The following is a 24,665-nucleotide window of genomic DNA, read 5'->3' on the forward strand; positions in this document are numbered from 1 at the left end:
GTTAAATCTTGAATCGATGCACCTTCTGTCCGCTGTTGTGTACCGCTCGGTACGAATCATTTTCGGCGTCGTCGGATATTCCGGTAACTCTGCTCGAGTCCTTGCTCGCGGGGCTGGGGTTCGTGGAGACGGTGCGGAATGCGTGCATTTGCGTGGGATCTTGTGTGTATCCCCACGATGTCGCCTCCGGCGGTTGAGATGCGACCGAAAAGCGGATGTGTACTAGGGAGTACAAAAAGGCCGCCTGGCTATGTATCGTTCCGGTCAGATGCCGGCCGGAGGGCCTCACTCCTGGCGGATGAGGCTCGTGCATCGCACAGCGTGCGGTGCCTGTTGCCGGGATCCGCAGATCAAGGTCCAAACGAGGAGCACCTATGAAGCTGACAGGAAAGATGGCCGGAATTCTGGGCGGCAGCGCGCTGCTGGTCGGTCTCGCCGCGATGCCCGCGAATGCCACGACCATCGAGAACCACTACCCCGAAACGCCCAAGTTGAACCCGACCCTGCCGATCGTGAACACGTATCACGGATCGGACCACATCAAACCGAACGTCCTCAACCCGCACCCGGTCTGCAATGCGCTCGAAGACCGTCGCACCGTGGTCTACGAGGTCAAGGACAACTTCTCGCCGGTCGGAACCATCTCCACGACCAACAACACGGACAAGAACATTCCGCTGACGCAGGAAACCTCCAAGTCCCAGACGATCAACATCAAGGTCAACGGCGAGCAGGGCAACAGCACGACGATCAATGCGAGTGGTTCCAAGGACGGCGGGACCTTCGGTATCGCTACCGAAATTTCGAAGAAGATCGGCTTCGAGGCCGCGTACGAGCTGTCCTGGAACGTCGGCCAGACGGTCGGCCCCTACGACGTTCCCCCGGGATACACCGGTGAGGCCACGTACGGCTTCCGCACGGTGACGATGTCCGGAACACAGCAGATTTGCGGCGCCGACGGCACCTGGACCAACCCGACGGCCTGGAATGCCTTCGTTCCGGTCAAGAACGAGGTCGACGTCAAGCTGTACAACAACCCGGCTGATTCCTAGACCACCGCTGACCCACGGAACGGAGACTGAACAATCATGAAGAACAAGCTCATCGGCCGCACGACGGCGGCCGCAGCAGCTCTCGCCATCGGAATCACCACGTTCGGCGCGGGTGCGGCGCAGGCGGACGAGACCGCGACGCCCGCCCACGATCTGAGCGTCGGGTACACCGTCTCTGGCATCAAGGCCAAGGGGTATGCCGGCCTGGTTGCCGTTCATGCCAAGAACGTCGGATCGGAACGCTACTACTCGGAGTTCCCGGCCATCAGCTTCCGCATCGATGTGAAGACCGACAAGGGGCCCCAGGGTGTCGATCGAGTCATCACACCGGGTTGGTTCAATGGGGCCTACACCCAGGATCTCGGCTTCGACGAGAAGACATCGACCCGCTCCTTCATGGTCACCCTGGCCAACCCGGTGGAGGTGGGGCAGGATCAGCTGATCGCCAATCTGGACTTCGGTGACGGCCTGACGAAGGAAGGTCGCCTGGAGAATTACGTGACCGTGACGCAGGTCGGCCGCCTGGACGACGACAAGACCACGGACAACGACCAGAACGTCGACTCGCGCCAGAACACGACCACCGACTTCGGCAACGCCCACGACGGCGTGTTCTAGGACAGCGGCTGTTGCGCGAGCCCGCTGCGTGTGGACGCTGCGGGTGACCACGGCGCAAAGGCGATTGCACAATGGTACTTGCGCAACGACCAAGCGCGGACGTGGGTGCGGCCGGGAGGACCTTCTCCCGGCCGCATCCGTGTTCGCCGGGCGCGGGGACTCGTGAGCGGTATTCCTGCTTATAAGGTGTGAGGTGATGAATGAACCCGCAGTCTTCGACGTGGACGGCACCCTGTGCTTCGACGGGCGCACTGTCTCCACGGACATTCTCGAGGCCCTCCGTGCGCTGCGGTCCGTTCGGCCGCTGGTCTTCGCTTCGGCCAGGCCGATCCGTGATCTCTACCCGGTTCTGCCGGAGGATCTTCGCAAAGAGGCGCTGATCGGCGGCAACGGGGCCTTTGTGCAGCGCAGGGGCGGGGGCATCGACGTCGTTGGATTCGCCCCGTCCGAGCGGGCCCTGGTGGACGCGCTGATCGAGGCCACCGGGTGCGCCTATCTGATCGATGGCGAGTGGAACTACTCCTACACGGGCGAAGCGGATCACCGCATCTACCGGCAGCTCGACGCCGGAGCTCTGGCGTCCACGGTGTCTCGGGCCGAGTTGGGCACCTACTCCAAAGTGGTGCTGTTCACCGAGGACGAGGCCGTGCGGGAACGCCTTCGTTCGGCAGGCCTGACCGTGACGCATCACCCGGCCGAGGGCCTCATCGACGTCGCTCCGTCGGGCATCTCCAAGCACGCCGCGCTCGTGAAATTACAACTTTGCGGCGACGGGTATGCGGCATTCGGCAACGACGCGAACGACGTCGACCTCCTGCGCCATGCGGATGCCAGCTTCTGCGTCGGCCAGCACGAACTCCTCTCTTTCGCGGACCATCACCTGGAGCCGGACGACGTCGCTCCGGCGATCCTCGGGCTCGCTCGGAACTGAGCGCGTTCTACCCCGCGGCGAGTCCATCGAGTGGCGATCAACTTCGCTCAGGCGTAGTCTTCTTGTCAGGCATGGCGTAAAACCATCTGAGGAGGCTGGAATCCGATGAGCGAGAGGCACGCCGAATCGGTGCACGTCGGCTCCGGAGCCGAACCGAGCGGTGCGCCGCGGTCCTCGAATTCCTCCGCCTCACGGCCGCGTGTTCCGCGTCGACGATGGATCGCCCTGCTGGGTCCGGCGTTCGTTGCCTCGATTGCCTACGTGGATCCTGGCAACGTCGCCTCGAACCTCTCGGCCGGGGCGGAGTACGGATATCTCCTGGTCTGGGTGCTGGTTCTGGCCAACCTCATGGCGGTTCTGGTTCAGTACCTGTCGGCCAAGCTCGCCGTCGTGACGGGTGAGAGCCTCCCCGATCTCCTCGGGGCTCGCATGCGTCGGGGTCCGCGATTGTTGTTCTGGGCCCAGGCCGAGATCGTTGCGGCGGCCACCGACCTCGCCGAGGTGGTTGGTGGTGCCATTGCCCTGCACATCCTGTTCGGTATGCCGATGCTCTGGGGCGGTGTGCTGGTCGGCGTCGTCTCGATGGTGTTGCTGGCCGTGCAGAACGGCAGGAATCCACGGCGTTTCGAGGCGCTGGTGGTGGGGCTGCTGGTCGTGATCACCATCGGTTTCATGTCCGGGCTGGTCGTGAGCCCCGTGGACTGGGGTGCGGCCTCCGAAGGGTTGATTCCTCGATTCCAGGATTCCCAATCCGTACTCCTTGCCGCCAGTATGCTCGGAGCCACCGTGATGCCGCACGCCATCTACCTGCACTCCGCGCTGGTCCGGGATCGACACGGGCGCCCCGAGTCACGCTCCGAAACGACGACGTCGCGCTTGTTGTCGGCGACTCGGTGGGACGTGGTCCTCGGGCTGATCATTGCCGGGTCCGTCAACATCGGGATGTTGCTCATGGCGGCGGCTTCCCTGCCCGGTGTCGAGGGAACCGACAGCATCGAGGGGGCCGCCGCGGCCATCTCGGAACATCTCGGACCCGCGGTCGGGCTCGTGTTCGCGGTGGGACTTCTCGCATCCGGGCTCGCCTCGACGTCGGTCGGCTGCTATGCCGGTTCGGCCATCATGAAGGGCCTCCTGCACATCCGAGTTCCCTTGCTCGTGCGTCGCGCGGTCACCCTGATACCCGCGCTCCTGGTCCTGGGGATCGGGTGGGACCCCACGTGGAGCCTTGTCATCAGCCAAGTCGTCCTGTCGCTGGGCATTCCTTTCGCGATTATCCCGCTCGCCCGGTACACGGCCGACCGCGGACTGATGGGACGCTGGACCAATCCGTGGGTGGTCCGGGTTCTTGCCCTCGTCGTGGCGGTGGCGATCGTGGTGCTCAATGTCCTGTTGGTGGTGCTGACGGTGATGGGAGAGGCGTAGCGGTCGGAGAGCCCTAGTCGTCCGACTGGATCAGCTCGTCCCCGATGCTCCTGGCCATATCCGGTCGAAGCAGCGCCATCCCGAGCCCGACGGTGCACCACAGGCCGGCGATCCATGGGAAGTAGCTGTACGGGGCCTCTTGGCCCCAGGCCTGAACGAAGTAGACGTACCCGAGGTAAATCAGCGCGACCACCGGGAAGATCATTTCCCACCGTGGGATGTCCGTGGTCCGACGCAGGATTGCGGAGAGGGCTCCGAGGGAGGTCATGGCGTAGGCGACCAGCAGGCAGAGCACGGCAATGGTGGCGTACCAGTAGTACGTTTCGAACGGTCCCGCCCGGACCACCAGCAGAATGAGGGACAGGAGCAAGGCGATGACCACCACGGCCGTCACACAATGGCGAGGGGTACGTTGGTCGGCCCGGGTCTTGGCCAGAATCTTGGGGCCGAACCCGTCTCTGGCGAGCGCGAACAGGAGACGGGCGCCGGCCGACGTCGAACTCAGCGCCGATCCGAAGGCTACCGCGAATGCGGAGAAGGCCAGAAGCTGGGCGAAGAACGGATTGGTGTACTGAAGGGCGATGTCGATGAGAGACGACTCCGACGCGGCGAAGGCCTTCGCGCCCGCGTCCGTCGCCCCGAACCCGATCGTTTGCGCGTACATGACCAGAACGTAGATGACTCCGCACAGGATCACGGACCCCATGAGGGCGAAGGGGATGGCTCGTTTGGGGTTCCTCGTCTCCTCGGCCAATGAAGTGCACGATTCGAAACCCGCCCAGGAGATGAACGCGAAGACGGAGGCCGTCATGACGGCCGATCCGGAGGCGCCATGGGGGAGGAGGGGGCCCAAGTCGAGCCCCGAATGCTCGGCTCCGGGGTGCGAACCGTTGCCGGCCCCGACCGTCACCAGGACCACCACGGTCAGAGCGACCATCAATGCCAGACCGAATCCGCCGATGAGGAGCAGGATGCGGGTGACCAGCGGGGCTTCCCGTGAGCCGATAGCCCAGACCAGGGCCCCAATGATCAGCAGCAGGAGCGGCCATGGCAGCGACGAATCGAGTCCGAGAGTCGCCAGGAATGCGTTGAAGAAGACTCCGCACGCGCCGAAGATGCAGGTCACGAAGAAGAGATAGGTCCCGAGCAGGGCGAAGCCGGAGAAGAATCCGGCTCGCGGGCCGATGGTCACCCCCGTGAGGGCGTAGACCGAGCCGGAGTGCGCATATTTGCCGGTCAGGCGGAAGAAGGCGTAGGCCACCACCACGACGCCGATCGCCGCTACGAGAAAAGTGAAGGGCACCTGGGTGCCCACGAGGTCTGCCACGCCAATGCCGTTGAGGGCCATGGCCATGACCGGGCCCATGAATCCGACGGAGAGCGCGGCCGCCTCGATGGAAGAGATCTTGCGTGGAGGGCGCGTGGTCGAGGAATCGGGCATGCTACTCACCTACGGTATGGTGCGGATCACAGTCGGATAGGTCGAGTTATACACATTACAGGTTGGCTCGTCCAGGGCAAGAGTGTAAAAAATATTTCGCGAAGCCCTGCGGCGTGGTGCGACACTGGGGATGATTCCGGTAGACGAGGAAAAGAGATGCGCATGGGTTCTGGTGGTGAGTCCTTGAGGGAACGCACAGAGGGGGAGGCCTCGGAGGTCGATGGCGACGAGCGCACGGAAGTGCGTGAGCTGGTGCGCCAACGGATGGATTGCATGACCAAGGGGGAGCGGAAAGTGGCCCGGGTGCTGCTGGCGCGTTACCCGAGTGCCGGTCTCACGACGGTGGCCGAAGTTGCGACCATGTCCGGGGTGAGCGCGCCGACGGTTCTGCGTTTTGCCTCGAGGATTGGGTTCACCGGGTGGCCGGACGTCCAGCGCCGCCTCGTGGCCGAGATCAACGCTCAAGGATCCCCAGTGGCGCAGTATCGGCGCAAGTCAGGCGTTGGAGGAGAGGGGGTGCTCGAGCGGTCTCTGGAGTCCTTCTCGCACATGCTCTCGACCACGTTCGAGCAGGTTCCGGAGTCGGAGTTCTCCGCGGCGGTGGATCTGCTGTCCGATCCGAAGCGCCGCGTCGTCGTCACCGGGGGCCGGTTCAGTCACTACCTGGCGGGATACTTCGCGGACCACCTCGCGATGCTGCGGCGCGGAGTGACCGTTCTGGCGCGCGACGAGAATTCCTGGCGCAGTGGGATCTTGGACATGGACGACGCGTCCGTGCTGGTTCTGTTCGACTACCGGAGGTACTCCTCCGATTCCGCTCGCTTGGCCGAATTGGCTCACGGGCGTGGTGCCTCGGTGTGTCTGATGACCGATCACCGGTTGTCGCCTGTCTCCGATGTGGCCCGGACGGTTCTTTCGAGCGAGGTCGAATCTGCCTCACCCTTCGATTCGCTGACCGCCGCCACAGCGCTCACGGAGGCCTTGGTCGGCGCGGTCACCGAGCGACTCGGGGATGCGGGGAAGCAGAGAGTTGTCGCTTTCGAGGAGCTGTTGGGCGAGGGCTGATGGACCGGCTCTCGGGGTCTCCGGTGTGGTCCGCGTCTCCCTGGTCGTGTAATGTGCGTTACCGTAGAACGACAAAATGCGGTTCGTGAAACGCAAGATCCAGAATTGCATCTTTCCTTCGAAAACGAGCGGAAAATTATGCCAACATCACCCCTGACTTTCATCGCAACCAACGACATCTCGGCACAGACCCGAGGACGTTCGGTTCCCGGGAAGGAAACGCCTTCGGTCCTGACCAAAGGCGTCGGATGGGTTCCGGCGAACCTGGCCATCGGGGCGTTCGGAAGCATCGCCGAGGACAATGTTTTCGGGGCGACAGGTGATCTTCGCCTGATTCCCGACGCCGGTTCCGTGATCACCGTGCCTGCCGACGGGGAAGCTCCTGGCCTGAACTTCTACCTTGCGGACCAGACCCTTCCGGATGGTTCCCCGTGGGAGTGCTGCCCGCGGACGTTCGCACGCAATGCTCTCGACGAATTCAAGGAGCTGACCGGTCTGGAGGTCGTGGCCTCCTTCGAGCACGAGTTCAGCATGACCGGTGCCGAGGAAACCGCCCCGTTCTCCTTCGAACGGTTCCGGGCGGCGGAGCCGTTCGGGACCGACCTGGTGGATCTTCTCAACCACGTGGGGCTGGAGCCGGAGACGTGGTTGCCCGAGTACGGCCGGGATCAGTTCGAGATCACCCTCCGGCCCACCGGTGCCCTGGAAGCGGCCGACCGCGCCGTCGTCCTCCGGGACCTGGTCAGGGATCTCGCGCGACGACGTGGTCGAACCGCATCCTTCGCGCCCCTTCTGGACCCCGAAGGATCGGGAAACGGTGTCCACATCCATTTCTCCCTCCGGGACAGCACCACCGGTGCCCCTGTTCTGCACGACCCCGAACAACCTTCCGACCTGGCCGAGGTCGGCGCCCAATTCGCGGCCGGAATCATCAAGCACGCCCGGGCGCTGTCGGCGCTGACGGCGTGCAGCCCGTCGTCGTACCTGCGACTGAGCCCGCATCGGTGGAGCGTTGGCGGTGTCTTCCTCGGTGAGTACCACCGGGAGGCTCTGGTGCGCATCTGCCCGACGAGCACGTTGGGTGGTGGCCGCCCCCAGCACCAGTTCAACCTCGAGTACCGTGCCGCGGATGCGACGAGCAATCCGTGGTTGGCCGTCGGCGCCATCGTCCGTGCGGGAATGGAAGGCATCCGGAGGAACTACCGCAGGGAGAGGATCTGGCAGGAGGATGCCCCGACGGAAGATCTCGCCCGGACACCGAAATTGCCGACCGACGTCAACGACGCTCTGACTGCACTGACCTCGGACGACATCGCCACCTCCTGGTTCGATCCGAAACTCCTTCGGACCTATGTGGACGTCAAGAAGGCGGACCTCGCGGCGGTCGATGGGCTCGACCCGCTCGAGGTCTGCCGAAAGGTGGCTCATGCCTACTGATCTCGACGAAACCCTGGCGACGGTTCGACTCGTCGACCACCACGTTCACGGTCCCCTGGCCCTGGAGGTCGACCGCGATGGCTTCGAATCGCTGATTTCCGAGTCCGACCGGCCCCAGCCGCCCGGGCTCACCGCCTTCGATTCCCAGCTGGGCTTTGCCGTGCGAAGGCATTGCGCCCCTCTGCTGGGGCTTCCGGAACGCGTTGCCGCCGACGACTATTGGGACGCCAGAGCGACCTGGTCGCCCGGGGAACTGGCGAGGCTGTTCCTGGGCGCGGCCGGTGTCGGGGACTGGGTGGTCGACACCGGTTTCTCGGCGGACGACATCTGGGGCGTGGAGCGCATGGAAGCCGTGCTGGACGGGCGGTCTCGAGAGATCGTCCGGTTGGAATCCACGCTCGAGGACGTTGCCCTGACATGTGAACCGGAGGAACTGGAACAACGATTCCGGGAGGCCCTGGACGAAGCGGCGCGAACCGCGGTCGGCTGGAAGTCCATCGTGGCGTACAGGTACGGCTTCGACTTCGAGCCAACCCGTCCGACGAGTGCCGAGGTGAAGGCCGCGGCACGGGCCTGGATGACGACGTTCGAGTCCGGAACGCGTCCGCGCGTCGAAGACCCGGTCCTTCTGCGGTTTCTGCTGTTCGCGGCCTGCGACACCGGGATGCCGCTGCAATTGCACGTGGGGTTCGGGGACCCGGACTTGGACATGCACCGGTGCAATCCCGCTCTGCTGACCGAGTGGCTGCGGACCGTGGAGCCGACCGGCGTGCGCGTGATGCTGCTGCACTGCTACCCGTACCACCGGATGGCGGGATACCTCGCCCACGTGTTTCCGCACGTGTACATGGACGTGGGGCTCGGCATCAACTACACGGGCGCCGCTTCGTCCGGGGTCATCGCCGAAAGCATGGAGCTGGCACCGTTCGGCAAGCTGCTCTATTCCTCGGACGCGTGGGGTCCGCCCGAGCTTCATTACCTGGGGTCCGTGCTGTGGCGACGGGGTACGGTAGCAGTCCTTCGGCAATGGGTTGAGGACGGCGAGTGGTCGGCCTCGGACGCATGTCGCGTTGCCGAGATGGTGGCCAGAGACAATGCACGACGTGTCTATGGATTGGATGCATGAACGAGAACCGATTGTGGGAAGCCCTGGACGCTCACATGCCCGCGGCCCGTGAGCTTCGAAGAACTCTGCATCGCGTCCCGGAGGTCTCCGGCAAGGAGGCGGGGACCCGGGACACAGTCCTCAAACACTTGGACGGGGTGGTCGACCCGGAGTCGGTGATGCATCTCGCCGGCACGGGTGCGGTGTGTCGAGTCGGCGGGTCCGGACCGGCCGTCGGACTGCGGGCGGAGCTGGATGCCTTGCCGGTCGTCGAAGAAACCGAGGCCTCGTGGCGGTCGGAGAACCTGGGTACCATGCACGCGTGCGGACACGATGTCCACATGGCAGCCTTGGTCGCCGTCATGTCGGCGGTGCGCGACGCGGGAGCCCCCTGGCCGGCTCTGGCCGTGCTCCAGCCGCGCGAGGAAACGTATCCCTCGGGGGCCGAGGACATCGCGGATTCGGGGGTTCTGACGGACCAGCAGTGCGGCGCCATGATCGGAACCCACGTGCAGTCGACCTTGGACGCAGGCCATGTGTCCTGCACTCCCGGCGGGGTCAACGCCGCCGCCGACGAGTTTCATATGACGATTCGAGGAACCCCTGGCCACGCCGCCTACCCTCACCTGACCAACGATTCGTTGTTCGCCGCGTCGCAGGTTGTGGTCGGGCTCCAGAGCGTGGTGAGCCGGTTGGTGGACCCGATGAGTCCCGCCGTGCTGGGTGTTTCTTCGTTTGCCGCGGGTGAGGCGGCCAACGTGGTCCCGGGCGAAGCTACGGTTTCCGGTACGTTGCGGTCATTGGACGAGCGGACGCGGCAGCAGTTGCGCCAGAAGGTCTGCGACATCGCGAACGGGATCGCCGAGGTGCATGGTTGCACGGCGGACGTTCGCATCACCGCGGGAGAGCCGGTCTTGTTCAATGACCCCGCCGTGACCGAATCCGCTCACGAGGTTCTGGTGAACCGCGGCTTCTCGGTCGTCGAAGACATGAGATCGCTGGGGGCCGACGACTTCGCGTTCTACGCCGAATCGCTTCCGTCCCTCATGCTGTTCGTCGGCACCGGGACGTCGGAGAGCCTGCATTCCTCGACGTTCCTCCCGGACGACGACGATCTTCGCAACGTCGCCAGGGCCATGATGGCCGGATATATCGGGGCCGGCGGGATCCTCTCCGCGTGATTCTCTGCGGGAGCCTTGCCCGCCGTCGTGGACTCCGGGGGGCTTACTCGGTCTCCGGGACGACCTTCTGCGCGAACTCCCGTGCCGCTCGTCCGATGCGGTCCTCCAGCGTGTGTTCTGAGGACAGCTCGGTCGAGGTTGCGTAGACGCCGGTCGGGACGACGTCGGCATGGAGGAACGTGAACAGCGGTCGCATCGAGTATTCGAGGACCATGGACTGTCGCGGCGAGCCGCCCGTGGCTCCCAGAAGGAGGGGTTTGCCCTCGAAGTCCTCGGCCGACATCAGATCCCAGAAGGATTTGAAGAGCCCGGAATAACTGCCCTGGAACGTCGGGGAGACGGTGATGACGCCGTCGGCGGAGGTTACCTCGTTGAGGAGACTCTCCAACTCGCCCTCGGGGTATCCGTTCGTGATGAAGTCGGCGATCTCGTAGCAGAACTGGCTCAGGTGGTGGGTGCGGATTCTCGGTTCGAGCCCGCGACCGGAGATTTCTTCCTTGACGGCGTCCTTGAACCGGTCGGCCAGCTGCGCGGACGAGGAGTGGAGGGCAAGCCCTCCGGTAACAATCGTGATGCTCGTGGTGTTCATGGCCCTCCAGGGATTGATGCCTCGTCCCAGCATCGCACGGAGCCGTGCCGTCACACCCAGCAGATGCAGAAGGGGTGGCCTGATGGGTCGGCGAAGACGTGGAAACCGTGGGAGGCGTTCTTGTCGCGGGGCTCTCTGATGGACGTCGCTCCCAGCGAGAGTGCCTCGCGGCACGCATCCTCGAAGTCTTCCGGCTCGACGTTGAAATCCACGTGCACCTGCTGGTGCTGATCTCCTTCCTCGGGCGGCCACGTCGGCGGAATGTGGTCCTCGGCGTATTGAACGGAGACGCGCAATTCACCGCCCACCAGGATGTCTCGCCAGTGCGGGTCGTCGCGGTCCTCCTCATCGACCTCGCCCCCGATCAGCGCGGCCCAGAAGGCCGTCTCCGTCTCGATGTCGTTCGTGTCGAAGACTACGGTTGAGCTCACGGTCTTCATCTGTTCAGTCCTCTTCCCGGGTGCGACAGTGATGCATATCTCTGTTCTCGTACTCCCATACTGCGCTCCTCGTCGGCAATGCGGTAGGTCTCGCGTGATTTCCGGGTTGTGAACAGGCAGTCGGGCGTCGTCGCTTATCAGGGGAGGGGTCAATGTCGGTGAATCCGTGATTGAATTGTGCCCCTGCACGCCGAATCACACCGTAGAGTGACGTGCAAGACACGCGCATCGACTGATAGAGGGGTTCTCCCGTGAGTACCGAAGCAGCTGAGACGAGTACCGAACCGAGAGAGCTCAAAAAAGTCATCGGCCCGAAGCTACTTGTCCTCCTGATCATTGGGGACGTGATCGGAGCGGGCGTCTTCGCCATCACGGGGCCCGTGTCCAAAGAAGTGGGCGGCGTGGCCTGGTTGCCGTTCCTCGTGGCTTTCGTGGTTGCCACGTTCACTGCCTTCTCCTACTTGGAGCTGGTGACCAAGTACCCACAGGCTGCCGGTGCGGCGCTGTATATACACAAGGCCTTCGGCATCCACTTCGTAACCTTCATCGTGGCCTTCGCGGTCGCGTGTTCGGGTATCACCAGCGCCGCAACCTCATCGACTTTGGTGGGCAAGAACCTGCTGATCGGTATCGGCGAGTTCATCCCAGGCATCCCCAACGGTCCCACGGCCTCCATGCTCTCGGCCGTCGCCATCATCGTGGTGCTGGGTCTGGTGAACCTTCGCGGTATCGGTGAGAGTGTGAAGTTCAATGTGATCCTCACGTGTGTGACCTTGCTGGCGATGGGAATCGTCATCGCGATCGGTTTCGCGGCCATCATCGGTGGCCAGGGCGAGCTCGGACGCATTGTCGTCTTCGAGAACCACAGCGACCGGAACATGTTCGCGGCCGTCACCATGGCGACCTCTGTTGCTTTCTTTGCCATGGTCGGCTTCGAGGACTCGGTCAACCTGGTCGAGGAATGCAAGAACCCGAAGAGGGACATGCCCCGGATGATGCTGACCGGGCTCGGTGTCTGCGTGATCATCTATATCCTTGTCGCGGTCACGGTGACGATCGTGATTCCACCGGGGGACATCGCAAACCCGAAGAACCCCGATGCCGGCGTTCTTCTCGACGTGGTGCGCGTGGGTGCCCCGGGTATCCCGGTTGACGTGATCTTCCCGTTCCTGACGATCTTCGCCGTGGTCAACACCGCCCTGATCAACATGCTGATGGCAAGCCGTCTTCTCTATGGGCTCGCCAAGCAGCACGTTCTGCCCAAACCGTTCGCGGGTGTGCTGCCGAAGCGTCGCTCGCCATGGGTCTCGATCATCTTCACCACGATTCTCGCTATCGGTTTGATCGTGTATGTGAATCTCAGTGGGCAGGAGAGCATCGTCGGAGCCCTCGGAGGAACGACCGCGCTGTTGTTGCTGTGCGTCTTCGCCGTCGTGAATGTCGCGCTCCTCGTGCTCAGGCGCGATCCCACTCCTTCCGGTGCATTCCGGGCCCCAACGATCGTTCCCATCCTCGGTGTGATTACTTGTATCTACTTGGCCGGGCCCTGGGTTCGGGACCGGTCGGCGTGGATTCAGTACGAAATTGCCGGTGCATTGTTGGTCATCGGTATCGTGCTGGGGCTGATCAACTGGTTCTTCGTGCACCGCAAGGGCGTCAAGACCGAGGCATTCGACGACATCGAGCACCTCGAGGACTAAGGCCCCTCCGAACGGTCATCACGCCGGTTCTTGGACCAATTCGGCCCGGACCACCAGATTGTCCTGGTAATCGAACCGGCCGTCCGCGACCTCTGAGACCTCTGGACCGGAGCAGGTCACGAGGTGGAGCCTCGGGGGCCCCGTCTTTGCCACCAGAGCAGTGAGGTCTTTGAGTCGTTCCTGGGGCACGACGTAGAGGTCGGTGACGCGGTAGGTGTGGATGCCACCGTTCGAATCGGCGACCGCGATGGGCGCACACGGTTCCAGGGCGTGCAATCGCCCCCACGGGGACAGCCGGCCAGAGGAATGGTTGACATGCCCGGCCAGGAACGTGGAGCCGGTGGTAGAACCGGCCGGGGCGGACCGGTCGTCCCAGGAGCCACCGGGGGCGTCCGGCAAGGGAACTTCGCCGGATTCAGTGGCTCTGACCGGGGCAAAGCTCGCCTGCGCCGCCAACGACGACGCACGCCAGCTGTTCGCCCGGATCGGAGGCCCCGGATCCGGGTCCGTGCTGGCCTGGCAGGACGCATGACGGAATGCGCGGTGAGGTCGCGGGGCGTATTGACCGCCGGTGTCCGCGTCCAGAGCAGTCCGGTCGGGACCGCGGTCCACGAGCCGGTGCCCCTCGGGCGAGGCCGAGACAGGACGGAACATGAGCTCCGGGTTCCGCAGGGGGAGCGGAACGTTTCGCATGCTTTCGCACTGTGCCAGGGCCGTGAGGAGCAGAATCAGGAGCCCGGCGCAGATCATTGCCCGTCCGCGGCGAGGGCCGCGTCCCGCACCCGGCCGCGCAGCGGTGCTTCTGGAAGAATGACTCGGCCACGATGCCGCCCGCCGGTGAAGCATTCATTCCTCCATCCTTCGGTGGCGTGCGCGGTAGATGCCGTACCCCAGCAGAGTTCCCCCGAGGGCCGCACCTCCCGCGAGGACGGGATCGTGGCCGTCCTCTCCGGTATTGCCCGTGCGTGCTGTTGGACCTTTGCCCGCAGGGTCGTACGCGACAGTCGATGCGGCAGGTCCGGGAGAGCGAGGGCCGACGGACGGTTCGTCCGGCGATGGTCTCGAGGGTTCCGCGGGCCCTGATGCCTCAGGCACGTCGGGATGCCCGGCGGGCGGCCGAACCGGTGGTGCCGGAGGCCCGGGGGTGGGGGAAGGCTCGGATGCCGGTGCCGGAGGTTGCTCCGGGTTCTTCGGATGTGGTTGAGGCGCGGGAGGTTCGGGAGTTCGAGTCCGCACCGTGTTGGAGGCCGACCACGTACCGTTGTAGGACTCGGTAAAGGTGTTCTCGACGTCGCCGGCCGCGATCCGGGTCATTCGGGCGTACACCGACCAGGACTGTTCCTTCTCGAGATTCTTGTCGAGGTTGAGGACCTTCAACAAGTCTTCCGTGGCCGCGAAGGTCACGGCCCCCGAGCGGGCGTCGATTTTCTGGGTGAAGAAGCGGGTGATGTCCTGCCCGGCAGTAACGGCGGTTCCGTCGTCCAGAACAAAGTCGCTCCGGGAGAGGACGGTGAAGTCCCCGTCGTACCGGTCGTGGGATTCGTCGTAGTCGTCGAATACGGACCATTCGACAGTGCGTCCCGCATAGTGCGACGGACGAACCGAGGAATCCAGTCTGTATTCGAAGGTTTGCCCACGGTGTATTTCCTTCCCGTCCAACGACGACTGGTCCTTGGCGGAAACCACGATGTCCTTGTGCGGCCTGATGCCCTTCATGCCATTGACCACGGTCTCCGTCTGGACCTTGTGGTCGTTGACGATCTCCCACGCGGAATTCCGGATCTCACCATCGGCATTCTCCGAGATCGTGTACGGCAGAGAAATGGCGTATTTGAATCCGAGTGGGGGAAGCGGTGCACCATCCACGACCTTCGCCATGATCGAGATGCCTTGGGCTCCCGCATCCGTCACGTCGAACGTGTCCGTGACGTCCTCCGCGCCGTGTCGGGTGAGATCGTCCCAAGGCGCTGTCGGTGCAATGTCCGAATCGGCCGGGAGCTTGAGAACACGGACCGCCGCTGTGGAGATGTGGCCGTGTCGTTCGTCGTAGTCATCCAGCATCCCGAACCGAGTGATCGGCTCGGCGACGTCAACCAGTTGGGAAGTGTCCAGGAGCAGCCTGTATTCGATGGTGTCTCCCACGGTGACGGTTCGGTCATCGACCATCGTGCTCGTCCCCGGAACCAGACCATGTTTGTGCGGCTCAATCGAGGGCTCGTGGTAGGTGTGAGGCTCGGTGTAGTCGAGCCTGCCGTTGACGATGCCGAAGCCCGCATCCACCAGGTCGTCGGCCTTCCCATCGGCCAATGCCATGGGCGCAATGTGCAGGGTGAACTCGGTGTTGATCGGCAAGGATGCAGGGTCGATGGCCTCCGCACGTACCTGCAGGACCTTCTTCCCCAGGAATTCCGTTTCCTCCTGCGAGAGGCGGAAGGAGTCCGAAGCGTCCCGCGACCCCGAAGTGACACGGACCGATGACATGTCGACGGACACCGGGATCCGACCGTCCTCGGTCGCGAAGATGTTGTCTCCCACCACGAACTGGCGGAGTGGTTCGAAACCGGTCCGCTTGGTCACGGTCTGATGGGTCACCTGACCGGGCAGAACGAACTTTCCCTCGCCAGGAGCGGTTTTCACCGTCCCGGAACCGCGGGCATAGAGCTCGTGGTACTCCACCGTGGCGACGATCGGGTCCAGCTCGGGGACCACCTCCCGTACGGGAGGCTTCGGCGGGGTCGGCGGCGCGGGCAGTGACTCGGTCGGTGCGACGGTGTCGGCGGAGAGCATCACGTGGTTGTACGTCGCGGTGATGCCGCCGACGTCGTCGGGATCCCGCCCATCGGAGCCGCCCGAGGTCCCCACCCAGAAGGACGACCCATTGTGCGCCAGGAAGGTCACGCCGAGTCGCCGCATGATCTCTGGGTCGGTGTCCTCAATGCTTCGGGACTGGTTGCTTCCCTGAGGAAGCATGAAAGCTCGAGGGACCTCCCGGCGCGACGCCAAGTGAACCGGCTGGGACCGCGGGGAGATCTCTGACTCAGGATTGAGGAACGTGGCGATGACCCCGTCCCCGCCAGCGGTGTACGTTCCGCTGGCGAACTCGTACCGGGAGGCCCCGTCGCCTGTTTGGCCGTTCAGAGAGCCGAAGGACACGTAGTAGTTGTTGGCGTAGTCCTCGCCGGTGTCGGAGTAGGTGAAAGTGATGGTCTGTTTGAGTGCGGTGACCTTGTACAGCGCCAGATTGTCCGAATAGTTCGAAAAGACCTCGATGGCCGGTTCGCCGGCGTTCGTGGCCGATGTGACGACGTCCGAGACCAGGATCCGAGCATCCAGAGTACGGCCGGAAGCCTTGTCCTTGGCCACGTTCCTGTACGTGATGGTGAAGCTCGAACCGTCGACGGGATTGATATGGGTCACCGAATCCGAGTTGTAATTATTGTGGCGGTCGAACTGGTTCGCTTGCCCTGGGTGATTCTCGATGCCTTCGACCGAGACCAGACTGTTCCTGTTTTCCGAGATCGTGAACGGTTGTTCGTGCACGAGCTTCCCGGGTGTCAGAGCCACGTCGGGATTCGCGTCAGTGATCTGCTCCTTGAGATGTGCGTCGTAGGCCGCCTTCCGGGCGTCGTAATCCGACTTGGCGGCGTCGTAGGCCTTCTTCTCGGATTCGTAGGTTTCGCTGGCCTGCCGGTACCGCGCCTCGGATTCGGCCACCTGCTTGGTGTGCCTCTCGCGCTCGTTCCGGGCTTTCTCGGCGACCGAGCCGAGAGCATTCGCCTGGTCCCGGTAGGACCGTGAGATCGATTCCTGGCGTTCCCGAACCGAGTCCGGGTCCACGACGTCGGGCGAAGCCGTCTTCCGCTCCACCCGGACTCCGGCCTCTTCTGCCGCGGCCAGGGCGTTGTCCAGGACCGAGCTGTCCACGGGGACACGTTCTCGATGATTCGAGGCTTCTCGGTTGGTGACGGCCGTGGCGTGCTGCGGAGTGGCGGCCTCCGCATAGTGACTCGTCGCGGCGGCTGCTATCAGCAGGCCACTGAGCGTGGATACGCGCACGGATCGCGCCCGCGTCCTGCTCTGTCCGTGACGACACGAATAACCCTGTTCCCGACTCGAATGCATGAAACACCTTCCCCCAAAGGTTCGACGATTTCCCATCCCGTCGGGGCCCGGACTGGTCCGTCCCGAGACGGCGCCGCACGAGGTGGGCGAGCGAATCCTGGCAAGACCGCGGATGGGTTGAAGAAGTCCGACCGGCGGTCCAGTCGGCGCGTCTTTGGGCAGAAAGTCTAGATTCGACTCCGTTTCGAAGGGGCGAATGTCCGGAATTGTGGAAATTACAAAGCTACGGAAAGCGCGTCGGAAAGTGGGTCGTCCGCCTCTTGACGGGAAAATCAGCGCAACTGATACAGTGATCCATAGCACGTGAATACAGATTCCCCGAATCACGATGCGGCCGGATACCACCGCATCCGTATCAGGAAGAGAGTCCCCCGATGACCGTTGCGAATTCCGACCGCGTGTGGCTGCCGAGGGCGCGCAAAGCCGCGATGGGAGTAATTTTCGCGTTCCTCCTGGCCTCGTGTTCGTCCGGAGACCCCGAGGGTGAACAGGGCACGCAGACCTCGAGTTCGGAACCTTCGGCGTCGTCGTCATCGGCGCCCAAGGCGGAGGCGGAAACGGTGGTGCAGCGGGACGAGCCGCTGTACAAGAGGGTGAATTACCCGGTCAAGGGCGAGGGGGACCCTTCGCAGAACTGGGGCGACCTGTACCTTCCGGCAGGCGACCACAAGGCCAGATCCGTTCCGTTGGTGGTTCTGGTCCACGGCGGGGCCTGGCAGAGCTCGATCGGTGCCAAGGACTTCGAGGCCTATGCGGAATCACTCGTGGATCGTGGCATGGCCGTGTACAACATCGAATACCGCCGCGTGGGTTCGGGAGGCGGCTGGCCGACGACGTTCACCGACGTCGCCTCGGCCATGGACTTCATTCCGGAACTCAGCAAGCAGCACCCCGAGTTCACGACGGACGACGAACTGGTTGTCGGTCACAGCGCCGGGGCGCAACTGGCCATGTGGGCGGGCACGCGCGATTCGAAGGAGGAACACGAACTTGGTGCCCATCCGAAGTTCGTCCCGACGCGCGTGGTCTCCTTGGCGGGTCCTCTGGACATGAAGTACGCGGCGGATCATGGCGACGTCAATATCACCAATGCCCTGGGCGGCACCCCGGAGCAGCTCGCTCAGCGGTACTCCGAGGTTGACCCGATTCAGAACATCGATACGTCCCTGCCCGTCGTCGCCGTGCACGGGACTGCCGACGAGGTCGTGTCGCCGGAGAACTCGCGGCGCTATATCGATGCGGTCAAGAAGGCCGGCGGTCGGGGGAGTCTTCACCTGACCGACGGGGACACCCACGGGTCATTGATCGAGCCGGATTCGGCGCACTTCCAGCACATCCTCAACATTATTGACGAGACGGCCGACGCGGACGTCGGCGACGTCGGGGAGACCCAGAACACCTGATGAGCCTCCCCGAGGCCGGGTGCTACTGGTCGGTGACTTCCAGCTCCACGTCGATGTTGCCGCGGGTCGCCCTGGAGTAGGGGCATACCTGATGGGCCTTCTCGGCCAGCTCCCTCGATTCCTCAACGGGCAGGTCGGGAACCACGACCTCCAGGACAACGGAGAGGCCGAATCCTTCGCCTTCCTTGCCGATGGAAACGCGTGCACCCACCGCGGAATCGCCCAGCTTCTTGTGGTCGGCCTTGGCCACCATCTGGAGCGCCGAATGGAAGCACGCGGCGTATCCCGCCGCGAAGAGCTGCTCCGGATTGCTCCCCTGGCCGCTTCCGCCCATTTCCTGGGGCGGGGCCAGGTTGACTGAGATGGTGTCGTCGCTCGAACGCACGTGGCCGGAACGGCCGTCTCCCGTGCTCAGGGCTTCTGCCGTGTACAGAGGTTCCATGATCAACTCCTCGCATTTGCTTACGACGCAACTATATTGCGCACAATATAAATGTGTCAACGGGTTTGTTAGAATGAGGCCGTGTCGACATCGAACTCTCCATTGGCTCTGGACAACCAACTGTGCTTCTCCCTCTACCGGGCGAGTCACGCGATGGTGCGCGCCTACAGGCCCTTCCTTGAGGGTTTGGGGCTGACGTACCCGCAGTACCTGGTCATGCTGACCCTGTGGCAAACCGAGGAAGCGCAGAGCGTCGGACAGATCGGTGAGCTTCTCGGGCTGGACAGCGGAACGCTGACTCCGGTCCTTCGTCGCCTGGAACAGCGGGGAATGCTCGAGCGGCTTCGTGACCCGGAGGACGAGCGTCGACGCCTCATCGCTCTGACCGAAACGGGCGCCGAGCTGCGGCACGACGCCGAAGACGTTCCGGAAAAGATCTGGGCCACGGTCTCGCTCGATCTCGACGGTTACAACGATTTCAAGAACCAGCTCAACGGTGTTGCCGAAGCCTTCGGCGCCGGACACCAATGACCAGCCAGCATGTTCTTCTGGCCGGGTGCGGCGACGTCGGAATCGCCACCGGCTTGAGGATGATCGCCCAGGGGTGGAGCGCAACGGGCGTTCGACGTCGAGCCGCCCTGCTTCCCGCAGAGGTCTCGGGTCTCGCCCTGGACCTGACGACTGCGCGGGAAGGCGACCTTCCGAGGGCCGACGCCTTGGTCGTCACCCTGACGGCGGACTCCACCGACGCGGATGCCTACGAAAGAACGTACGTGAATGGGCTGCGCGGTCTGGCGCGGGCGCTTCCTCGGGGCGAGGGTGGGGCAGAACCCCTCGTCGTCCTGGTGTCCTCCACCGGAGTCTTCGGACAGAACGACGGCGAAATCGTGACCGAAGCGACCGATCCCTCGCCGAGTCGCGAGACGGCAAAAATTCTGAGGGTTGCCGAGCTCCTGGCCATGGACCTCTTCCCGCGCCTTGTGATCGTGCGGCCCGCTGGGATCTATGGGCCCGGCCGAACCTCATTGGCGGACCGAGTGGCTCGCGGCGAGCCCGTGGCTCGGAATCGAATGACCAATCGCATCCACCGGGACGATCTGGTCTCGGTCATCGAATCCGTCCTTGGGATCGAAAATCCGCCTGAGCTGGTGCACGCGGTCGACCACAGCCCGGCGCCCCTGGGCGCCGTTGCCGATCACATCGCCGGACTTCTGGGTGTTCCGGCTCCACCCGATGTCTCCGGGAGCGGGGGAGGCCGGGGCAAGTCGATCGATGGCTCGCTGGTGCGGTCGCTGACGGACTTCCGATACCCCTCGTATCGAGAGGGATACGCTTCACTTCTGGGGTGACGTCGGCCATGCGGGAGCGGGGCTCCGGATCGCCGTCTTGCGCCGCGTGAGGCTCGGTGCCGCGGGCGGAGTCCTTCCGGACTCAGGCCGTTGACGTGCCAAAGAACACGCCGACGGTGGGTTAATGACGCGTAAACGGGTAGTGTACTGTAGCCAGGATCCTTAATGAGCCCTTTTACCACATGCGGCCATGATTCCGGGGGGGGGGCCACTCAGTCAGCGAACGCGAGGTAAGAACATGTCCGGTCGGTTTGTCGAAGTAAGCCGACGTACAGGCGCCATTATCGGCGGCATTCTGGTCTACATCTTGATCTGGTTCAGTCTGGTCCTGCTCGTCGCAGGGCTGGGTATTCGCTTTTTCTGGGGCAAGATCTCGGTGGGGCAAATGCTCCTCAACCTCGTGTCCGTGCAGACGGACGGAGGCGGTGGCGCCATCGTGTGGATGGGCATCTTCGGCATCGGTGTCCTCCCGGTTCTGATCACGATCGGCATCGCGGTGTTCCGTCACCTCCGGCTCCGCAAACTTCGCAAGAACGGCCTGGAGCACACGAAACGGCGCAAGCCGTGGATCCGTCGGTCGATCTCCACCGTGCTGGTCGTCGCCCTGACGGTCGGCGGAGGGTCGGCCTTTGCCACCACCGTCGGCATGAGCGACTACATCAAGTCGGCCAGCTCGAAGTACGACATGAATGACTACTACGCCGAGCCGCAGGTCACCGACGACTCCAAGAAGAACAACGTGGTGACCATCTACCTCGAGTCCGGCGAGGAAACGCTGACGGACGAGAGCCTGTTCGAGAAGAACGCGTTCGCCTCGCTCCAGAACTCGACCCAGGAGTCGGAGGGCTGGAAGAGCGTGGACAACCTCCAGCAGTACGAGGGCGGCGGATGGACCATGGCCGGTCTGACCTCGACCCAGTGCGGTGTCCCGCTCAAGGGCCCCGGAATCATCGGCAGCGGCAGCTCGATCGGACAGTCCGAGGGAACCCAGGGCAACTACCTCGGCGGCCTGAACTGTGCCGGCAACGTGCTGGCCGACCACGGCTACAAGAGCGAGTTCCTGGGCGGGGCCAACGGTTCCTTCGCCTCCAAGGACAAGTTCCTGAGCAGCCACGGCTTCGAGGAGGAGAAGGACCTCAACACCTGGCGCTCCATGGGAGAGGATGCCAAGAACTTCCGGAGCGACTGGGGCTTGAGCGACGAGCGCCTCATGGCCCATGCCCGTGACGAGATTGACCGTCTCCACGCGGAGTCCGAGCAGACCGGGCAGCCGTTCAACCTGTCGATGCTGACCCTGGACACGCACGAGCCGGTCCACATGTACGACTACTGCAAACAGGACACCGACAGTGACGTGACCTCCGTGTACGCCTGCTCGATGGACCAGGTTGCCGGCTACGTGGACTATATGAAGGAAAAGGGCTACCTGGACGACACCGCAGTGGTGATCATGGGTGACCACCTGAAGCACATGAGCGCCGGCGATGCCTTCCACGAGCAGCTGGACAACAACCCGAACCGCTCGATCTTCAACAGGGTCTGGGTGCCGGGCGAGAACAAGAACCGCCAGATGCGGCCCAACATCGACCAGCTGAACATGTATCCCACGATTCTCGAGGCCGCGGGCCTCGAGCTGAAGGACCACAAGGCGGGGCTGGGCGTCTCGGCCTTCACGGACAAGGTTCCTGACGACTCCGCACAGGCACTCGATCCGGATGCCTACCGCGACCTCCTGGACTCACGGTCCAAGGACTTCTACGCGAGAGCCTGGTCGAAGTAGTCGACGATGTAGCGAATGACGATCGAAGGGTCGGGGCGGACAGCCCCGGCCCTTCGTCGTTGGGTTCGGGCATCGCGACGACGTCGGGCCGCCGTGCGGGGTCCTGTTGGGTGGGGGATGCCCTCGTGAGTGGCGTTTGCCTCCGCCAGGTGGGGGTTACAGCGCCACCTGGCGGAGGCAAAGGCCGCCGAATTGGACAAAGGCCACCTTCCTGGGAGCCGCGGCAGCCCGTCGTCCGGCTTCGCCTCAGATCTGGAGTACGGCCCGGGCGATCAGGAAGTAGACGATCAGGCCCGTGGCATCCACGAACGTGCTGATGAACGGGTTGGAGAAGACCGCCGGGTCGACGCGCAGGGCACGAGCGACCATCGGCATGATGCCTCCCACGGTGGCGGCCAAGGAGCAGACCGCCAGCAGCGTCAGCCCGATGACGAGACCGATGCGCGGCTCGAACACCAGGGCCGTGAACGTGCCGCCGATGATTCCCAGGGCCGCACCCAGGGAGGAACCGACGCCGAGCTCTCGGAGGAGCACCTTGAGGAGGTCGCGTGGCTGGATATCGCCCAGAGCCATGGCCCGGGTCACGGTCGTGGCTGCCTGGTTGCCGGTGTTGCCGCCCGTTCCGATGAGGAGGGGGACGAAGAGGGCGAGGGCCGTCACCTGTTCGATCGTCGGCTCGAAGTGGGACTGCACCTGGACCGTCAGGGTTGCTCCGATGGCCAGGACGAACAGCCAGACGATACGGGACTTCACGAGCGTTCGGATGGGCGTCGCGAGGTAGGGGCGCCTCAACGGCTCGACGCCGCCCTGGCGTGCGGAGTCCTCGGTCTCTTCGTGCTCGAGGATTCGGACGGCGTCGTCGAAGGTCAGGATGCCGACCAACCGACCTTCCTTGTCGACGATGGGCAACGCCAGGAGACCGAGATTGGTGCTTCTGCGGGCGGCTTCCTCCGCGGATTGGTAGGCCGACGTCGTCTTGGCCGGTTGCATGAGCTCGGAGATCGTCTGGCCCGGCTCCGAACCCATGAGGTCGCGGAGGCTGACGACGCCGACGACGCGGCGGCTTCCGTCCAGAACCGGAAGGGTGTAGATGGTCTCCGCATCGGCAATGTGTCGCTGGACCCGGTCGAGGGCTTCGGAGACCGTGTGGTCGGTTCTGGTGGAGACGTATTCCGGGCTCATGCGTCGACCGACCGAGCCCTTGGGGTACCCCAGGACTCCGGAGGTCAGCTCCCGGTCTTTGGCCGACAGGCCGTGAAGGAGCCGGGGTGCGAGGGCCGCGGGGAGTTCGTCGAGAAGCCACACGCGATCGTCGGGATCGAGATCGGCGAAGAGTGCGGTGACTTCCGAATCCTGAAGCCCATCGATGAGATCGCCCTGCATTCTGGGCGAAAGGCGTTCGAAGACCTCCAGGGCCTTCTCCTTCGGCAACAACCGGTACACGATGGCCAGGTGGTTGACGGGGAGACGTTCCAGGAGGGCTGCGACCTGCTCGGACGTGAGTGGTGAGATGGCGTCGACGATCGCCGCGAAGTCCTTGGCCTGGACGTAGGGCTGGATGTCCGCGACGGTGTCTGCGACTTCTGTGGTCTGAGGGGTATTCATGCTGGATCCTTGGGTGTGGAAGAGCACGCACGGATGCTGTGCATCCAGGCGGTGCTGTCAATGATGGTGCCCGCCCCAGCAGATGGACCCGATCAGTCCTTGGTTGCGATGCCGGAGGGGGCGTGGGGTAACGGATAGCCAGAACTTTCACTGTCCATTGCGCCTCACCTCCTGTTCGATAGCTTGTGAACCAATGAGTAAAGTAGCACGTTTGGTCGGGCCGGTGCCCTATGAATTCCCGCACCCCGCGACGGGAGCCGCGCGGGCTGGCCCGGTCCGCCCGGGCCCGGCGTCACGAGGGATTCGGGCTAACTGTCCTTGATGTGGTCGCCGCTGTGTGCATCGATCTGGACTTCGTGGTCCTCGGAACCGCTGGTCGAGTCGATATCGAATTCGTACTGGGGCCCGCGGTCCTTGCCCTCGATCTTCCACTTGTTGATCGGGCCGTCCTGGACCTGCTTGGCCTTCTTCATCGCTTCGTCGAGCGAGATCACGGAGGACATGTCGATCCGGTCGGACTTCCGCTCGGACTGCACTTCGTCCTTGTCCAGGTCCTCTGTCTTCTCGTTCACGGTGTCCCCGGAATCCGCATCAACCTGGATCGCGTACTTCTGCTGATCGGAGAGCAACTCGATCTTGTACTCGTACTTGCCCGAGGCGCCCTTTTCCAGTTCGATCTTGCTGACGTCGCCGTCGAACTTGTCCTGGGCGGTCTTCAGGGCGTCATTCCAGGTGACGGGGAACTTCTTCGTCGAAAGATCCTCCGAGGACGCGCCCGAGGCGCTGGTGCTGGCGCTGGACGAGGACGAGGACTTGTGATCGGTGTCGTCGTCTCCGCACCCGGCGAGGCCCGCGGCCAACGCCAATGAGGCTCCCACTACCAGAGTTCGTCGCATCTCAGTCTCCTTCCATGGCTTCCCTCCAGGCTACAGCGGGGGATCAGGGAGGGGCCAAGGAGCTGGTGCCCAAGAACTGCCGCCGCT

Annotated in this window: 21 protein-coding genes; 13 read left to right on the plus strand and 8 right to left on the minus strand. The window is 63.9% G+C overall.

The window, feature by feature from the left end; genetic code table 11:
• Positions 1-374 precede the first annotated feature (374 nt).
• The 4 genes from ACTSLZ_RS03995 to ACTSLZ_RS04010 all read left to right on the plus strand — a co-directional run bounded on the left by ACTSLZ_RS03995 (position 375) and on the right by ACTSLZ_RS04010 (position 4,023).
• A complete protein-coding gene (locus ACTSLZ_RS03995) occupies positions 375-1,052 on the plus strand; it encodes a hypothetical protein (RefSeq protein ID WP_178980294.1) in 678 nt (225 codons plus the stop codon).
• A 36-nt stretch (positions 1,053-1,088) separates the two neighbouring features.
• A complete protein-coding gene (locus ACTSLZ_RS04000; protein WP_397555706.1) occupies positions 1,089-1,670 on the plus strand; it encodes a hypothetical protein in 582 nt (193 codons plus the stop codon).
• 196 nt (positions 1,671-1,866) lie between these two features.
• Positions 1,867-2,601, plus strand: coding sequence for an HAD hydrolase family protein (locus ACTSLZ_RS04005; protein ID WP_443095788.1), 735 nt, complete (start codon positions 1,867-1,869; stop codon positions 2,599-2,601).
• Between the two features lie 105 nt (positions 2,602-2,706).
• Entirely contained in the window at positions 2,707-4,023 is a 1,317-nt protein-coding gene (locus ACTSLZ_RS04010) for an Nramp family divalent metal transporter (protein WP_178980291.1), read from the plus strand.
• Between the two features lie 13 nt (positions 4,024-4,036).
• Here the strand turns inward: ACTSLZ_RS04010 and ACTSLZ_RS04015 are convergent, their stop codons facing one another.
• Positions 4,037-5,464, minus strand: coding sequence for an APC family permease (locus ACTSLZ_RS04015; RefSeq protein ID WP_443095789.1), 1,428 nt, complete (start codon positions 5,462-5,464; stop codon positions 4,037-4,039).
• Positions 5,465-5,626: 162 nt separating this feature from the next.
• Between ACTSLZ_RS04015 and ACTSLZ_RS04020 the strand changes: the two genes are divergently transcribed.
• The 4 genes from ACTSLZ_RS04020 to ACTSLZ_RS04035 all read left to right on the plus strand — a co-directional run bounded on the left by ACTSLZ_RS04020 (position 5,627) and on the right by ACTSLZ_RS04035 (position 10,252).
• Entirely contained in the window at positions 5,627-6,529 is a 903-nt protein-coding gene (locus tag ACTSLZ_RS04020) for a MurR/RpiR family transcriptional regulator (RefSeq protein ID WP_443095790.1), read from the plus strand.
• A 138-nt stretch (positions 6,530-6,667) separates the two neighbouring features.
• Entirely contained in the window at positions 6,668-7,966 is a 1,299-nt protein-coding gene (locus tag ACTSLZ_RS04025; RefSeq protein WP_443095791.1) for a glutamine synthetase family protein, read from the plus strand.
• Complete coding sequence (locus ACTSLZ_RS04030) at positions 7,956-9,092, plus strand: amidohydrolase family protein (RefSeq protein ID WP_443095792.1); 1,137 nt, start codon at positions 7,956-7,958, stop codon at positions 9,090-9,092. Before ACTSLZ_RS04025 ends, ACTSLZ_RS04030 begins: the two co-directional genes overlap by 11 nt.
• Positions 9,089-10,252 carry a M20 metallopeptidase family protein gene (locus tag ACTSLZ_RS04035; protein ID WP_443095793.1) on the plus strand — a complete coding sequence of 388 codons (1,164 nt, stop codon included), beginning with the start codon at positions 9,089-9,091 and terminating at the stop codon, positions 10,250-10,252. The genes ACTSLZ_RS04030 and ACTSLZ_RS04035 overlap by 4 nt, the downstream gene beginning before the upstream one ends.
• 43 nt (positions 10,253-10,295) lie before the next feature.
• On the opposite strand, the gene ACTSLZ_RS04040 is transcribed toward ACTSLZ_RS04035, so the two are convergent.
• Together ACTSLZ_RS04040 and ACTSLZ_RS04045 are read right to left on the minus strand one after the other, a co-directional pair.
• Positions 10,296-10,841: a CE1759 family FMN reductase gene (locus tag ACTSLZ_RS04040; RefSeq protein ID WP_162421366.1), complete on the minus strand. Its 546-nt coding sequence runs from the start codon at positions 10,839-10,841 to the stop codon at positions 10,296-10,298.
• Positions 10,842-10,891: 50 nt separating this feature from the next.
• A complete protein-coding gene (locus ACTSLZ_RS04045) occupies positions 10,892-11,272 on the minus strand; it encodes a VOC family protein (RefSeq protein ID WP_443095794.1) in 381 nt (126 codons plus the stop codon).
• Between the two features lie 260 nt (positions 11,273-11,532).
• Between ACTSLZ_RS04045 and ACTSLZ_RS04050 the strand changes: the two genes are divergently transcribed.
• Positions 11,533-12,981: an APC family permease gene (locus tag ACTSLZ_RS04050; protein WP_443095795.1), complete on the plus strand. Its 1,449-nt coding sequence runs from the start codon at positions 11,533-11,535 to the stop codon at positions 12,979-12,981.
• Between the two features lie 18 nt (positions 12,982-12,999).
• On the opposite strand, the gene ACTSLZ_RS04055 is transcribed toward ACTSLZ_RS04050, so the two are convergent.
• Both ACTSLZ_RS04055 and ACTSLZ_RS04060 read right to left on the minus strand, forming a co-directional pair.
• Complete coding sequence (locus tag ACTSLZ_RS04055) at positions 13,000-13,731, minus strand: sortase domain-containing protein (RefSeq protein WP_443095796.1); 732 nt, start codon at positions 13,729-13,731, stop codon at positions 13,000-13,002.
• A gap of 96 nt (positions 13,732-13,827) precedes the next feature.
• Positions 13,828-17,037 carry an LPXTG cell wall anchor domain-containing protein gene (locus ACTSLZ_RS04060; protein ID WP_443095797.1) on the minus strand — a complete coding sequence of 1,070 codons (3,210 nt, stop codon included), beginning with the start codon at positions 17,035-17,037 and terminating at the stop codon, positions 13,828-13,830.
• A gap of 440 nt (positions 17,038-17,477) precedes the next feature.
• Between ACTSLZ_RS04060 and ACTSLZ_RS04065 the strand changes: the two genes are divergently transcribed.
• Positions 17,478-18,506, plus strand: a complete 1,029-nt coding sequence (locus ACTSLZ_RS04065; RefSeq protein WP_443095798.1) for an alpha/beta hydrolase family protein — start codon at positions 17,478-17,480, stop codon at positions 18,504-18,506.
• 22 nt (positions 18,507-18,528) lie between these two features.
• Here ACTSLZ_RS04065 and ACTSLZ_RS04070 read toward each other — a convergent pair whose 3' ends face one another.
• A complete protein-coding gene (locus tag ACTSLZ_RS04070; RefSeq protein WP_129315180.1) occupies positions 18,529-18,948 on the minus strand; it encodes an organic hydroperoxide resistance protein in 420 nt (139 codons plus the stop codon).
• An 81-nt stretch (positions 18,949-19,029) separates the two neighbouring features.
• On the opposite strand from ACTSLZ_RS04070, the gene ACTSLZ_RS04075 reads away from it, so the two are divergent.
• The 3 genes from ACTSLZ_RS04075 (at position 19,030) to ACTSLZ_RS04085 (ending at position 22,077) form a co-directional block, all read left to right on the plus strand.
• Positions 19,030-19,479, plus strand: a complete 450-nt coding sequence (locus tag ACTSLZ_RS04075; protein ID WP_443095799.1) for a MarR family winged helix-turn-helix transcriptional regulator — start codon at positions 19,030-19,032, stop codon at positions 19,477-19,479.
• Positions 19,476-20,297, plus strand: coding sequence for an NAD-dependent dehydratase (locus tag ACTSLZ_RS04080; protein ID WP_443095800.1), 822 nt, complete (start codon positions 19,476-19,478; stop codon positions 20,295-20,297). Before ACTSLZ_RS04075 ends, ACTSLZ_RS04080 begins: the two co-directional genes overlap by 4 nt.
• 238 nt (positions 20,298-20,535) lie before the next feature.
• Positions 20,536-22,077 (plus strand): sulfatase-like hydrolase/transferase, encoded by a 1,542-nt coding sequence (locus ACTSLZ_RS04085; RefSeq protein WP_129315178.1) that lies wholly within the window; start codon positions 20,536-20,538, stop codon positions 22,075-22,077.
• A gap of 246 nt (positions 22,078-22,323) precedes the next feature.
• On the opposite strand, the gene mgtE is transcribed toward ACTSLZ_RS04085, so the two are convergent.
• Together mgtE and ACTSLZ_RS04095 are read right to left on the minus strand one after the other, a co-directional pair.
• A complete protein-coding gene (mgtE, locus tag ACTSLZ_RS04090; protein WP_443095801.1) occupies positions 22,324-23,682 on the minus strand; it encodes a magnesium transporter in 1,359 nt (452 codons plus the stop codon).
• 308 nt (positions 23,683-23,990) lie between these two features.
• The gene (locus ACTSLZ_RS04095; RefSeq protein WP_443095802.1) at positions 23,991-24,578 is read right to left on the minus strand and encodes a PepSY domain-containing protein; all 588 of its coding nucleotides are present in this window, start codon (positions 24,576-24,578) and stop codon (positions 23,991-23,993) included.
• Between the last annotated feature and the right edge of the window lie 87 nt (positions 24,579-24,665).

The sequence above is a fragment of the Rothia koreensis genome (assembly GCF_052232265.1).
Lineage (GTDB): Bacteria > Actinomycetota > Actinomycetes > Actinomycetales > Micrococcaceae > Rothia > Rothia koreensis.